The organism is Pseudohongiella spirulinae (assembly GCF_001444425.1).
In the GTDB taxonomy this organism is placed as follows: Bacteria; Pseudomonadota; Gammaproteobacteria; order Pseudomonadales; family Pseudohongiellaceae; genus Pseudohongiella; species Pseudohongiella spirulinae.
On the sequence record NZ_CP013189.1, the window covers coordinates 2,237,914 to 2,252,830 of the forward strand.

Sequence of the window (14,917 nt, forward strand, 5' to 3'; positions counted from 1 at the left end):
GTGATCCTACAAGTCAGGCACGGGATTTCTTTTGGCCAAGGCCGGCGCTCATGATCAGCCGCAGCGCATCACCTGCATCGATGTTGGCGGATTCCACGCAATCCTTTGGCAGTACCACCATATAACCTCCGACCTGATAGCTCATCGGCAGATAGACCGCCACCTCATCGTCACCGATCATCTGCCCCAGCCGAGAGCGCTCGTCGTCACCTTGCTTGGTGACCACGCCCAACAGGCGGTACGGCGTATCGGGCATGCGCACCCAGACCACTTTCTGATCACTGAAATTCTGCCCGCCGATCAGGTCAAAGAAATCCTTGATGGTGTTATACAGGTAGTTCAGCACCGGGATACGATCAATCAGCTTATGTCCCCAAAGCCAGAGTGGCTTTATGATACGCACCCGAAAGCTGATGCCTGTCACAACCGCCAGCGCCAAAAACGACACAATCGCCAGTCCCGGAATATACCACTCGGCCGGCAGCACCAGATCCCAAACCTGCTTCAGCCACTCCTCTACCGTCGTCAGCACCCAGATCAGTAACTGAATCGACAGTACGATGGGTAACAACAGCGACAGGCCCGTCAACAGATCCTTGCTCAGCTTTTTCAAAATCTATCTCCTCAGGTCGTTTGCCCTTAAGTGTGTCGTATTGGTGGCGCAACGTACAGACGTTATCACTTCGGAGTCCGCGCTGTGCACTGGTCCCTATTACTACGTAGCCCGCGGCGTGCGCTGAGCCTGCGGAAGCGTTCAGGCGTTTGCTTCGACGTGGAATCCAGCACAATGTCAGCGACGGGATGTCGGGTGCTGACAGACTGGACCGTCGGCGGACAGGACGTCCGCCGCCGAGCCCTACAAGGACGTATTCACGGGCGTGTCCAGTCTGCAGCACCCGACAGCCCGGCGCGCGCTACGGAGTGATAAGGACCAGCGCACAGCGCGGGCTACGGAGTACCGTCAGACCATGCTAGAATCCAGCACCAGGTACACAGTCACAGAGGTCCTCATGAGCGAGCATAAACAGGCGACTTTCAAAAGCTTCGACACCAGCACCCAGCAAGACTGGCAAATCATCGGCAAAGCATTCAACGACTTTGCCAAAAACCTGCCCGAGCGCGTGATCAAACATCTGGAGCTGCTAAAGGGAGATTGTGGTGGCTTCCCGGTGGATCGACTGGAGCACTGCCTGCAGACAGCCACTCGCGCCTACGAGGCTGGCGAAGATGAAGAATACGTCGTGGTGTCGCTGCTGCACGACATCGGTGATACGCTGGGAACCTACGATCACGGCGAAGTGGCTGCAGCCATTCTCAAACCCTTTGTGAGCGAGGCCAATCACTGGCTGCTGCGCCATCATCAGATTTTTCAGGGTTACGACTACTTCCACCATCTGGGTGGTGACCGCGATATGCGCGAAAAGTATGCCGACTCTCCTTACTATGAGCACACCAAACGCTTTTGTGAGCTTTATGATGGCAAGGCATTCGACCCGGATTACGAGTCAAAGCCTCTGGAGTTTTTCATTCCGATGGTCAAACGGGTCATGGCCAGGCCTCAGAAGACGATATTTAATGGTATCAAGGACGCCTAAAGCGTATCACCACTCTATAATCACAGCGCACGGGCCTGCCGTTTACTCGTCATAGCGCGGGCGCTGTTGATCACTGCCAGGAAACGCCCAGCCGGTCTTGACGATGGGTTTTGTGCCGATATCCAGATACTGATCAATCCAGTCCAGTTTCGGCCAGCGCCAGGATTCGCCTAAGCGTGCAAAATCTTCATCACTCAGATTGGGATCGCCTGTGCTGGCGAACTGCACAATCATGGACATCATGGCGTCGCTGACCCACTCATCGCGCGCGTCAATACCGGGATCAGCGGGTATATCCTGGCGGGGCCGGGGCCGAAACAGGTTGCCATAGTGACCGGCTATATTGTCCAGGGTTCCAAACAGGTAACTGACATCCCCGCCGTGGTAGGCAAGTCCGCCACGACTGCCCCAACCGTAAGGCAGATGTGTAAAAACATAGGCGTAGACATCACTCAAGTCCTGGACAGCGGGTGTAATCGCACGTGCGATATAAGGCGGTGAGGTATCCGGTTCTTTTTCACCCCCCATCATGCCCAGAATAATCGGCACATCGTGTTGCGCAGCGAGCCCCTGCAATGACCAGTTATCCAGCGTAAATACCGAGCGATAACGGCCCTCGCGCCGCGAGGCCGTGGTTACCAGATCCTGCCACGGCACGGCACGCATTCGCTCCAGTGTCTGCTCAGTGCTTTGCATACCAATGCGGTTAAGCAGATCGACGCCGGCCTGTTCGGTTCTCTGCAGAGGCACATTGGCAATGCCGCCACTCATGACAAGTGCACGATGAAACAGACCTTCGGCCAGGGGGGAGGCCATCAGAAACAGGACTTTTTCTCCACCGCCTGATACGCCTGCTATTGTGACCCGCTCAGGATCGCCCCCGAAGGCAGCGATATTCTTCTGCACCCATTGCAGCGCTGCAATGGTATCCAGACTGCCATAATTTCCGGACACGCCTTGCGGCGACTCGGCTGATAGCGCCGGATGCGAAAAGTAACCCAGAGGCCCCAGTCGATGATTGACTGACACAACTACCAGCCCCCGGCGCGGCAATGGTGCACTGTTGGGTCCATGCGAGTTGCCCCACCCTGATGTCAGGCTGCCGCCGTGGAACCACACCAGCACCGGCTGGCGGGCGTCCGGCGATTCCGCCGCCGTGGTCACGTTCAGGTACAGGCAGTCTTCACTCATGCCCGACTCCTGGACTCTGTCATTACCGCGACCGGAGGGGAAATTTTGTGCACACATCGGGCTGAACGTGGCCGCATCGCGGTCACCCGGCCAGCTCGCCGCGGGTTGCGGCGGGCGCCAGCGCAAATCACCAACCGGCGGCGCCGCATAGGGAATTCCCCGGTAACTCATGACATCTTCGTGAACTCCCGAGCCGCCAGTCAATGGCAACGCAGCACCCAGAATGGCCCCCTTGTCGGTGACGATGCGTTCGGGCAGTGCCGCCTGGGCAGCGGTACTGATCAGCAGCAGGATTGCCATAAAGGCGGACGATAATCGGTTCATTTTGTGCTTAGTGGAGTCATGGCCGAGCTGTTAAAGTAGCATGGACAAGGTATCAGCAATACTGTATAAATAAACAGCTACCTTCGCTATCCCCAAAACCAGAGTCCCATGCCTAAAACTGCCTCCAACACCAAACGCACCGCGCCCGTCATCGACTCCATCATTCTGCGCGGTGCCCGTCAGAACAACCTGAAAAACCTCAGCCTGGAGCTGCCAGTCAACAAATTGATAGTCATTACCGGCGTCAGTGGCTCGGGCAAGTCCACACTGGCCTTTGACACCATCTATGCTGAGGGCCAGCGCCGCTACGTAGAAACATTTTCCGCCTATGCTCGGCAATTCCTGGACCGCATGGACAAGCCGGCAGTGGACAGCATTGAAGGCATCCCGCCGGCCATCGCCATCGATCAGACCAACCCGGTGCGCACCTCGCGCTCCACAGTCGGCACCATGACCGAGCTCAATGATTATCTGAAACTGGTGTTTGCACGGCTGTCCAATCTGCATTGTCCCGGCTGCGGCCGTGAGGTCAAACGCGACACTACACAGAGCGTTGTTGCCGACCTGCAGGCAAGCCTGCCCAACGAGACGCGCTTGCATGTCTGTTTCCCGGCTAAAGTGCCGCACAATTTCAGTGAAGATGAAGTACGTCAGTGGCTGAACCAGCAAGGGTATACCCGCATTCAGGCCAGTCATGAGGGCCAGGTGCATGTGGTACAGGACCGCCTGCGATTGCGCGCCGACAATCAGGGGCGACTAGCCGAGGCCGTGGAAACCGCGCTGCACCATGGCAGTGGCCATGTGCTGATATACGCCGAACCCGATCAGCCGGAACAGCAGATCAAGGCCTACTCCAGCCATCTGCACTGCCCGGATTGCGAACGTGAATTCAGCGATGCAGGACCAGGTGCCTTCTCATTCAATTCACCCATTGGTGCCTGTGAAACCTGTCGCGGTTTCGGTCGCATCATCGACGTGGATTTTGACCTGGTCATCCCCGATCACAATAAAACGCTGCGCGAAGGCGCCATCAAAATCTGGCAGAGCAAGAGCTTTCTGGAGTGCCAGTTTGACCTGGAGAAACTCGCCCGCAAGCGCGGCATTCCGCTGGACACCCCCTGGCGGGAGATGTCTGATGCGGACCGGGAGTGGGTACTGGAAGGCGAAGGCGACTGGGCAAAAGATGTCTGGTATGGCGTTCGGCGTTTTTTTGCCTGGCTGGAAAGCCGTGCCTACAAAATGCACGTGCGCGTACTGCTGTCCCGCTACCGCGCCTACACTGAGTGTCACGCCTGTCACGGCGCGCGCCTGAAACCTGAGTCATTGTGGTGGCGGCTGCATCAGCAGCCCCAGGCGGCCGGACAAACCGGCATTCCGGGCAACAGCTACACCATCAATGAGCTGATGCAGTTCCCACTGCAGGACTGTGCTGATTTTTTTGAGAAACTGCGACTGCCCGGCAAGCTGGATGCGGCCACCGAGCTTCTGATCGGCGAGATCCGGTCCCGCCTTGGGTATCTGCTCGATGTTGGACTGGGATACCTGACGCTTGACCGCCAGTCACGCACACTCAGTGGCGGCGAGGTACAACGTATCAACCTGACAACAGCACTGGGCACATCGCTGGTCAACACGCTGTTTGTGCTGGATGAACCCAGCATCGGCCTGCACACTCGCGACATGCAGCGCATGGTCGGGATTCTGCACCGCCTGAGGGACGCCGGCAATTCACTGATTGTTGTGGAACACGACCCGCAGGTCATGTTGGCTGCCGACCTGATCATCGACATCGGACCCGGACCGGGCAAGCGTGGCGGTGAAGTACGCTTTATGGGTACACCGGCACAGTTGCTCAAACACAAGGATTCACTGACCGCAAAATACCTGCGCAGCGAGTTGCTGGTGGCCGAAGCAGCTGATGAGCGCCTCGACGCGGTTGCTGAGCCTGCAGCAGTGTACGATCTTAAAAAACGCCGCCGCACAGAGCCTGAAGGTTCAATCGTTCCTCAAATCTGTATTCGCGGCGCACGTGAGAACAATCTCAAGGGCGTTGATGTTGACATCCCCCTGCATGGCCTGGTCTGCCTGACCGGTGTCAGCGGCTCTGGCAAATCAACCCTGATGCGCGACATTCTGTATCGCGGTCTGTGTCGTGAATTGGGTATCGCCACCGAAGCTCCGGGTGCGCACGACAGTCTGAGCGGTTATGAACACATCAGTAACATAGTGTTTGTCGATCAAAGTCCACTGGGTAAGACCACGCGTTCAATCCCGGCCACATATGTGGGTGCTTTCGACGTTATTCGCAAACGTTTTGTTGATCAGCCTCTGGCACGCGAGCGCGGATACAAACCGGGCATTTTCAGTTTTAACTCAGGCAACGGTCGCTGTCCGGTCTGCGCTGGCAATGGTTTTGAACATGTGGAGATGCAGTTCCTCAGCGATGTCTACCTGCGCTGCAGCGAATGCAACGGCAAACGCTATCGCCGTGAAATTCTCGAAGTGACACTGCTGGACCCACATGACAGTCGCCGTGCGCTGTCCATTGCCGACGTGCTGGAATTGACAGTTGAAGAAGCCCTGGCGTTTTTTGACGGTGATGCCGAGGTGCAGAACTGCCTGCAGCCACTACTCGATGTCGGCCTGCACTACCTGCAATTGGGGCAGGCGGTACCAACGCTCAGCGGTGGTGAATCACAGCGCCTGAAACTGGCCGGACATCTGGCCCAAGTTAGTCACAAAAAGCTTAGTAACAAAAAACCTGGCAGCAAATCGGCGGCTGGCAAGAAATCCTCTGGAAACAAGACATCAGAAACAGGCATTCTGTTCCTGTTTGACGAACCCACCACCGGGCTGCACTTCCATGATATCCATGTGTTGCTGAAAGCGTTTCGCAAACTGCTGGACGCAGGCCACTCGCTGCTGATCATTGAGCACAATCTGGATGTAATCCGTGCAGCAGACTGGCTGATCGAGATTGGTCCGGAAGGTGGCGCTGAGGGTGGGCAACTGATTGCAGCGGACACACCGAAACAGTTCATAGCCAGCGGCAAAGGCCACACAGCTCATGCGCTGAGAGACTACGAGGCCGAGTTAAAACGCAATCAGGGTAGTGGCAAAAAGCGAGGCACTGTCTTACAAACACTATCAAGCTCAGCAAGCAGCAGTAAACGCGTCAAGCCAGTACAGGCGATCCAGATTCATCATGCCCGCGAACACAACCTGAAGAACATTGACGTCAGCCTGCCATGGAATGAATTCACGGTCATCACTGGCGTCAGCGGTAGCGGCAAGAGCACACTGGCGTTTGATCTTGTATTTGCCGAGGGTCAGCGCCGTTATCTGGAATCGCTGAATGCCTACGCCAGGCAGTTTGTACAGCCAGCCAGCAAACCGGATGTGGATGCCATCCATGGCATCCCGCCTACTGTTGCCATTGAACAACGAACCAGCCGTGGCGGTCGCAAGAGTACGGTCGCCACACTGACCGAGATTTATCACTTCCTGCGTCTGGTGTTTGTCAAACTGGGCACACAATACTGCCCTGATTGTGATGTACCCATAGAACCTCAGAGTCAGGACATGATTCTGTCGCGGCTGCAATCCGAATGGCAGGGGCGTCAGGTCACCCTGCTGGCCCCGGTTGTGGTCGGCCGCAAGGGTTTATACAAGGAACTGGCGGCCTGGGCAGCCAACAAGGGTTACAGCCATCTGCGTGCCGACGGCAAGATACTGCCCAGTGACGACTGGCCCGTGCTGGACCGCTATAAGGAACACGACATCGAAGTCGTCATAGGCGAATGCGCTATCGACAAGAAAAACGAAGCCGAACTGAACCGGCTGATCGGTGAAGCGCTGGCGGTTGGTAATGGCCTGCTGAGCATCAGCGAAGTGACCACCGGCAAGCGTCGCAAGAAGACCAAAGCCGATGCCCTGTTCTCGACGCGACGTGCCTGCCCTGGCTGTGGCAGCAGCTTTGATGACCTGGACCCCCGACTGTTCTCGTTTAATTCCCGGCATGGCTGGTGCACATCCTGCTTTGGCACCGGCGAACAACTGGCCGACTTTAATGAAGAGCTGACTGGTGAAGAAGAAAACTTCCTGGACAAAGACGAGAATGCGCAACCCGCCAAAGTCTGCCGTAGCTGTAACGGCAGCCGACTCAACCCGACTGCGTTGGCGGTAAGTTTCCAGAACCAGAATATTGCTGAATTGACACGGCTGTCCGTCGATGCGGCTGCCACCCACATTGGCAAAATCAAACTGGATACCAAACAGCTGGCTATCGCCCGAGACATCCTGCCAGAGCTCAATGGCCGGCTGCACTTTCTGCAGAAAGTCGGACTGGGGTATTTAAGCCTGGACCGCGCAGCACCCACACTCAGCGGCGGCGAGGCACAGCGAATCCGGCTGGCCTCACAGCTGGGCTCCAACCTGCAGGGCGTCTGTTACATTCTGGATGAGCCCACCATCGGTCTGCATGCCCGCGACAACGCCCTGCTGATCGCGACGCTGCGCGAACTGCAGCAGCACGGCAATACCGTCATTGTTGTTGAGCACGATGACGCCACCATGGCCGAAGCGGACCATCTGATTGACGTCGGCCCAGGCGCTGGTGTCAATGGTGGTGAAATTGTGGCAACCGGCACGCTTGAGCAGCTTAAGAAGAACAAAACGTCGCTGACCGGACAGTTCCTGGCCAATCCCATGCGTCACCCACTGCCTGATCTGCGCGATGACACGCTGCGCCAACAACAGGAAAAAGAAACACTGCGGATACGCGGCGCAAGCCAGAACAACCTGCGTAATGTCGACATCGATATCCCACTGCGACAACTGGTGGTGGTCAGTGGCGTCAGTGGTGGCGGCAAGAGCACACTGATTCGTGGTGTTCTGTATGACAATCTGCGTGATCTGGTAATCGCCAACAATAAACGCGGCAAGACCAAAGGCAGTAAACGCAAGAGCAACTGGCAGGGCTGCGAATCCATTGACGGCTGGCAGGGTATCAACAGCGTGCTGCAGGTGGATCAGACACCGATTGGCAAGACACCTCGCTCCTGCCCTGCAAGTTATATCGGCATCTGGGACACCATCCGCAAACTATTCGCCGATACCGTCGATGCCAGACTACGCGGCTACCTGCCCGGCCGTTTCTCCTTTAACGTTTCCGGCGGGCGCTGCGAAACCTGCAGCGGCAATGGCATGCAGAAGATCGAAATGAATTTCCTGCCCGATGTACGCGTGGACTGCGAAGCCTGCGGAGGCTGGCGATTCAATGATGAAACCCTGGCGGTGCAATACAAGGGCAAACATATTGGCGAAGTGCTGGCCATGAATGTCGACGAGGCCGTCAATTTTTTTGAATCAGTACCATCCGTACATCACCCTTTGAAGCTGTTGCAGGATGTTGGCGTGGGTTATCTGACCCTGGGCCAACAGAGTCCGACACTCAGCGGCGGAGAGGCCCAGCGTATCAAACTGGTCGCCGAGCTGGCCAAGGCCAAACCACACCTGAGCCTGCGCGGCAGCAAGCCGCCGCACAAGCTCTATGTGCTGGACGAACCCACTGTCGGGCTGCACATGGCCGATGTCGAAAAACTGCTGCGCGTGCTGCACCGACTGGTCGATGCCGGCAATTCAGTCATCGTCATTGAACACAATCTGGACGTCATCGCCGAGGCCGACTGGGTCATCGACATGGGACCCGAAGGCGGCGATAAAGGCGGCAAGGTGTTGGTGCAGGGAGCGCCAGCAAAAGTGGCGCGCAGCAAGCGATCGCATACCGGGCGCTACTTGATGGACATGCTTAAATAAGTTGACGAGCATAGTCGTCGGCATTGCCCGGTATCCTGACCGATCATCGGACTGTCGATCTGACCATTGATCGCAGTTACGCTTCCGTTTGATCTTTTATCTCACGAGATTTGTCGATCAAATTACCGTATACATACTTATGGAGAATACTCGACATCAGCGTCTGATACGGGATACCCTCGATCAAGGCGCGCTCCTGAAGTAGCTCCAGGTCCTTCCCGGATATTCTGATATTCACACGCTTGTCTTTCTTGAACGTTGCCCGAGCCGCTGCCCGATACGCTTCCATTGACTTATTGGTCTTGACTGAATGCCACTCCTCGTTCTCGTACGACTCAAGGATATCTTGCTCATCACGCGTCAGCTTTGTGTTCATACATCACCTCCAAGATACTTCTTTGTCGCTTTACGACTTGGGATAGCGGTTTTCAGGAAAATCTCGTGATCGGACTCCACAAAGGGCACCAACCAGGCATAATTATCGATCTCAACAATAAACATCCTCTGAGATGGATATTTATCGGAGTTGGGATGCCTAACCAGGTCAATCAGAGCATTGTTTTCTATAAGAAAAACAATCCTCTCAAACGACACGCCTCTTTCAGCGATCAACCATTTGTTTTTCTCGTTATCCCACGAAAAGATTTTCATGGAGGGAAATATTATCACAATGTGTGCCTTATGCAATCAAACTACAGTATATGTACACTTACCGAAAAACTCAGTAATTAATAGACTAATTGACGAGCGATTGCACATTCGAGTCAGACACCGGCAGATGCTTTGTCGCTACCACCGCGACTTGGTAGCCGGATGCAAATCAGCTTAAACTGGTCAAACCAGTCTTCTGCCTGAAAGTAATCACCCATGACGTGTTTGTTTGTAATCCGAAAATTCTTGAAGTTATCCACCGCGACATACGTCCTGCTGGCGAGCCTGACATGGCTACCGATGGCAGTCAGCGCCCAAAGCAATCAGGCGCCACCCGGCGTTCAGGTGGTTATCAACGGCCATCAGTTCCCGGAAGACTCCTTCGCTCTGCTGGTGCAGGAGATCGGCAGCTACACCCCGGTGCTTGCCATCAATACCGACCTGCCGCTGAACCCGGCTTCCACCATGAAAACCCTCACCACGCTGGCGGCGCTTGATATGCTGGGACCGGCCTACACCTGGCGTACTGAGTTGTATGCATTGGGATCCATCAATGACGGCGTATTAAATGGCGACCTGCTGCTGCGCGGCGGTGGCGATCCGTTTCTGGTGGAAGAGCATATGCGAAGCATGCTGAAAACCCTGCAACGACGCGGCGTACAGCACATCAGCGGCAATCTGCTCATCAATGACACCCTGTTTGACCCGGCGGTGTCAGTAGAAGACAGTCTTGATGCGCAGTCCAACCGCGCCTATAACGTGCTGCCACATGCAGCAATCACCAACTTTCAGGTAGTCACTTTCTATTTTTATCCCGCCGAAGACGGGCGCAATGTACGCATCGTTGCTGACCCGCCCCTGCCCGGGCTGCGTATCGACAACCGCCTGCGTGTGCAACAGGGTGCCTGCACAGGCTTTCAGCGTGGTGTCAGTTTCAGCGAAGACAAGAGCACTCAAACCGTCATTTTCAGCGGCAGCTTTCCGTCACAGTGCCAGGAATACACCATGACGCGCGCGGTGCTGGATGCGCCAACCTACACCTACGAGCTGTTTCGCTACCTGTGGCAGGAGTTGGGTGGCCGCTTTGACGGGAGTTTGCAGACAAACACACTGCCGTCCATTGAAGGTCGCCCCGCGGCTGAACCGATTGTGAGCTGGCAGTCGCCGCCGCTGGGCGACATCGTCAAATCCATCAACAAATACAGCAACAATATGATGACCCGTCAGTTACTGCTGACATTGGGACTGGAACACAGTGGCGCACCGGCCAGCATCAACACGGGCATAGCTGCGATTCATGAGTATCTGGATGGTATCGCCGTGCAGCGCACCGGCTTGTTGATCGCCAATGGCTCCGGCCTGTCCCGCGACACACGCCTGACGGCACGCATGCTGGCAGACAGTCTGCAGCATGCCTGGCAGCAGCCAATCATGCCGGAGTTTCTTTCCTCCCTGCCATTGGCGGGACTGGATGGCACCATGGACGACCGGCTGGCCGATGAGCCGGCGCAAGGGCGTATCCATGTCAAAACCGGCTCCCTGAGCGGCGTGGCGGGCATCGCCGGCTATGTGCATGCACATTCCGGCAAGCGCTATGTTGTGGTTGCACTGGTCAACCATCCCGGCGCTGACCGGGGTACAGGCCAGGAGCTGGCTGACGCTCTGCTGCGCTGGGCAAGCGAGCAGTAACATCAATAGTCCCCGTGCCGATCAGAGAGTTCGGCGGGAACCGTTCAAACAAAGACGGGTCAAAGACTGCTGACACCCTGCCGATAGCCGCCGAAATGGAACACCGCACACCAACGCTACCCGAGCACATTCATCTCAATCTGCCCGACCAGCCTGACTGGCAGGCCGATGACCGCCACCCTGATCCACAGAACAGCTCACCAGGGCGTTTCTTTGCAATCCTGTTGGTGAGCATCGCCACGCATCTCACCTTATTGATTTTAGTTACAAACTACGGATGGGTAACACGTCAAACAGCAGCACCTGAGCAGTTTAACCGTGTGCAGATTACGCTGGTCACCCCGCGCCCGACGCCACAGCCAGAACCGGACATCAGCCCTGAGACCAGCCCGCCTCAGGTACAACCCGAACCTGCGAGCATAGCCAGCGACACCTCAACACTTCAGGAGAGCGAACCGGGCGTAGCTGCAGAACCCGAACAAGCACCCACGGCACCGCCATCACTGGAAACCGTTGAAATTCCGCTGAGCAACGAAAGGCCGTTGCCCACGGACGCACCCCGCCTGCTCGCCCCGGCAACAACTGACATCCGCCGCGCCACCCGGCACACCGCCAACAACCGCAACAACATCGACTGTGACACCCGCCAGCGCCGCAGCGACCTCATCAACTGCGGCGACGAAGAAAACAACTACGACTACACCAACGCCGAACAACGCCCCGCCGCCCTGCTCTTCGCCCTGCCCCGGTTTGACGAGCCACTGCCACCTACCGACGACAGAACCGACACCAATAACCGCGTGCGCGCCAACATCAACACCGTAGAAAACACCATGAGCGCCACCCGCACAAGACGCGCCGTAATGGGCCAATAAGAGAGCAGGCACCAGCGCCTGTTCCAGGCCGCGGGAGTAGCGGTACAAGGAGCGAGGGTGTACCCGAGGACTGTACCGCTGATCCAGCTGCCGTCAGGCACTGAAGTCGCTAAAGCGAGTACTAAACACCGGGAGGTAGTGAGCCGGGTAGTAAAAACGAGTATACCGCACTAAGGATAGTGGAATCGGCACAAGGGCCGGTAGCGGGTGAGCAGAATCCGCACCATTCAGGCCAAATGGAAAAACTTTGCTGAAGCCGGCCCGGACCCCAAACGAAGCCTCTACCCGTAGCGCCCAGTAATATAATCCTCAGTCTGCTTCTTGCTAGGATTGGTAAACAACGTATCCGTATCCCCAAACTCAACCAGATCCCCCATATACATAAACGCCGTGTAATCTGAGACACGTGCCGCCTGCTGCATGTTATGGGTCACGATAATAATGGTGTAATCACGCTTGAGCTCATTAATCAGCTCTTCAATTTTCAGCGTGGAGATCGGATCCAGTGCCGAGGCCGGTTCGTCCAGCAGAATCACTTCCGGTTCAATGGCAATCGCCCGCGCAATCACCAGACGTTGCTGCTGACCGCCGGACATACCAAAGGCGTTGTCCTGCAGACGATCCTTGACTTCATCCCACAGCGCCGCTGCACGCAGTGACTTCTCCACCACCTCATCCAGCACCCGCTTGGACTTGACGCCCTGCAGCCGCAAACCGTAAGCAACGTTTTCGTAGATGGACTTTGGGAATGGATTGGGCTTCTGGAATACCATACCAACGCTGCGACGCAGGTCGGCCACATCGACATCGCGGTCATAGATATTCTTGCCATCCATCAGGATCTGCCCTTCGATGCGGCAGATATCAACCAGGTCATTCATGCGATTAAAGCAGCGCAACAGGGTCGATTTACCGCAGCCTGATGGCCCGATAAAAGCGGTGACTTTTTTTTCAGGAATGGTCAGGTTGATATTGTGCAGGGCCTGGTCGTTTCCATAGTACAGGTTTAGATCCTGAACCCGTATTTTGGGCGTTTCGTCAGCATTCATGAATGTGGACTCTTTGTTCTGCAAAATAGACATGTTTGGCTTGTGGCTCCTTAATCGCCCGCACTTCGGTAACGTTCGCGCAGATGGTTGCGGATGCTGATAGCTGTCAGGTTAAGAACCACAATCAGCAGCACCAGCACCAGGGCGGTCGCATACACCAGCGGGCGCGCGGCCTCAACATTTGGGCTCTGAAAGCCGACATCATAAATGTGGAAGCCCAGGTGCATAATTTTACGTTCCAGGTGGATGAACGGGAACGTCGCATCAACGGGCAAGGTCGGCGCCAGTTTGACGACACCCACCAGCATCAGAGGGGCCACCTCTCCCGCAGCTCGCGCAATCGCCAGAATCAGTCCGGTCATCATGGCCGGGGTTGCCAGCGGTACTACAACTTTCCAGAGTGTTTCTGACTTGGTGGCACCCAGTGCCAGACTGCCCTGGCGGATCGTGCTGGGAATGCGTGACAGACCTTCTTCGGTAGACACAATAACAATTGGCAGTGTCAGCAGAGCCAGGGTCAGCGATGCCCAGAACAGGCCTGGCGTACCAAACGTTGGAGCAGGCAATGCAGCCTCATAAAACAACTGATCAATATTGCCGCCTAAAAAGTAAACAAAAAAGCCCAGACCAAACACGCCATAGACAATGGAGGGTACACCGGCCAGATTGTAGACCGATATGCGGATAATCCGGGTCATGGTGCCCTGTTTGGCGTATTCGCGCAGATAGATCGCTGCCAGAATACCAAATGGCGTGACGATAATGGACATCACAAACACCATGGTTACCGTGCCAAAAATCGCCGGGAAAATACCGCCCTCAGTATTAGCTTCGCGAGGCTCGTCGGTCAGGAATTCCCAAAGGCGTTCAAAATACTGCCCCACTTTTTGGAGCACTGACATCGCATTGGGTGCTGTCACTCTGACTATGGCCGCCAGGGAAATATCCTGCTGAGTGCCCTCAGCCGTGACCATCCGTAAGGCATCACGACGAGTACTGTCATAAATGACATCCAGTTCCTGTCGCAGCACCGCGTAATCGGCATCTAACTGCGCACGCTCCATGGCAATGCGCTCTCGTTCACGCGCGTCCTCATCGGCAGGCAGGGGATTGATCGCCAGGCCGCGCTCCTGCAGTCGAAGGCGTTCCAGTGACGCATTAATGCGTCCGATCTCACCGCGCTCCAGACGACGAATCTGATCGAACAGAGTCAGGCTGCGCTCAACGGATGACTGCAACTGCTCATGGAAATCGGTGTCTGTCGGGGTACTGATAACACTGCCTTCTCTCAGCAAAGCCACCGGCTGGCCATAGAAGTTACCCCATTCCCGACGTTCAATGGCCAGGATGTCTTCCGGGTAGTGCCATTCATCCATGAATATTTCCAGGAACCAGGAAAAGTCCTGACCGTAAACATCACGGTTGCCAAGTTTCAACAGATGCCGGGTAACCAGTTCCTCGGATTCAGGCACGGGTTCACCGGAATCCCGGGCTACCGCCGCCGGGACAATCTGACTGCGCACAGGCGTACCGATTATCGTACGCTGTTGCCCGTCGGCCTGCGTCAGATTGAACATGGCTATGTCTGCCGGCCAGAAATGACTGAAACCGCGCACAGCAATCAGACCAATCAGGCCAACCACCATAATCATACAAAAGGCAACCGCGCCGCCGTTAAGCCAGATCCAGGGTGTGCCGCTTTTAAGCCACTGCTTCATTCTGAAAT

9 protein-coding genes are annotated in these 14,917 nt (G+C 56.0%); 4 read left to right on the forward strand and 5 right to left on the reverse strand.

The window, feature by feature from the left end; all coding sequences use genetic code 11:
• Nucleotides 1-13: 13 nt before the first annotated feature.
• Nucleotides 14-613, reverse strand: a complete 600-nt coding sequence (locus PS2015_RS10305; protein WP_058022162.1) for a DUF502 domain-containing protein — start codon at nt 611-613, stop codon at nt 14-16.
• A gap of 397 nt (nt 614-1,010) precedes the next feature.
• Between PS2015_RS10305 and PS2015_RS10310 the strand changes: the two genes are divergently transcribed.
• Nucleotides 1,011-1,595 (forward strand): HD domain-containing protein, encoded by a 585-nt coding sequence (locus tag PS2015_RS10310; RefSeq protein WP_058022163.1) that lies wholly within the window; start codon nt 1,011-1,013, stop codon nt 1,593-1,595.
• 42 nt (nt 1,596-1,637) lie between these two features.
• Here the strand turns inward: PS2015_RS10310 and PS2015_RS10315 are convergent, their stop codons facing one another.
• Nucleotides 1,638-3,110 (reverse strand): carboxylesterase/lipase family protein, encoded by a 1,473-nt coding sequence (locus PS2015_RS10315; protein ID WP_082628093.1) that lies wholly within the window; start codon nt 3,108-3,110, stop codon nt 1,638-1,640.
• A 108-nt stretch (nt 3,111-3,218) separates the two neighbouring features.
• Between PS2015_RS10315 and uvrA the strand changes: the two genes are divergently transcribed.
• The gene (uvrA, locus tag PS2015_RS10320; RefSeq protein ID WP_058022165.1) at nt 3,219-8,927 is read left to right on the forward strand and encodes an excinuclease ABC subunit UvrA; all 5,709 of its coding nucleotides are present in this window, start codon (nt 3,219-3,221) and stop codon (nt 8,925-8,927) included.
• Nucleotides 8,928-9,003: 76 nt separating this feature from the next.
• Here the strand turns inward: uvrA and PS2015_RS10325 are convergent, their stop codons facing one another.
• Entirely contained in the window at nt 9,004-9,303 is a 300-nt protein-coding gene (locus tag PS2015_RS10325; RefSeq protein ID WP_058022166.1) for a hypothetical protein, read from the reverse strand.
• 575 nt (nt 9,304-9,878) lie between these two features.
• Between PS2015_RS10325 and dacB the strand changes: the two genes are divergently transcribed.
• Together dacB and PS2015_RS10340 are read left to right on the forward strand one after the other, a co-directional pair.
• Nucleotides 9,879-11,267 carry a D-alanyl-D-alanine carboxypeptidase/D-alanyl-D-alanine endopeptidase gene (gene dacB, locus PS2015_RS10335; RefSeq protein ID WP_058022168.1) on the forward strand — a complete coding sequence of 463 codons (1,389 nt, stop codon included), beginning with the start codon at nt 9,879-9,881 and terminating at the stop codon, nt 11,265-11,267.
• A 14-nt stretch (nt 11,268-11,281) separates the two neighbouring features.
• Nucleotides 11,282-12,142, forward strand: a complete 861-nt coding sequence (locus PS2015_RS10340) for a hypothetical protein (protein ID WP_058022169.1) — start codon at nt 11,282-11,284, stop codon at nt 12,140-12,142.
• A gap of 281 nt (nt 12,143-12,423) precedes the next feature.
• Here the strand turns inward: PS2015_RS10340 and pstB are convergent, their stop codons facing one another.
• Entirely contained in the window at nt 12,424-13,191 is a 768-nt protein-coding gene (gene pstB / locus PS2015_RS10345; RefSeq protein ID WP_237113424.1) for a phosphate ABC transporter ATP-binding protein PstB, read from the reverse strand.
• Nucleotides 13,192-13,241: 50 nt separating this feature from the next.
• Nucleotides 13,242-14,909: a phosphate ABC transporter permease PstA gene (gene pstA, locus PS2015_RS10350; RefSeq protein WP_058022171.1), complete on the reverse strand. Its 1,668-nt coding sequence runs from the start codon at nt 14,907-14,909 to the stop codon at nt 13,242-13,244.
• Between the last annotated feature and the right edge of the window lie 8 nt (nt 14,910-14,917).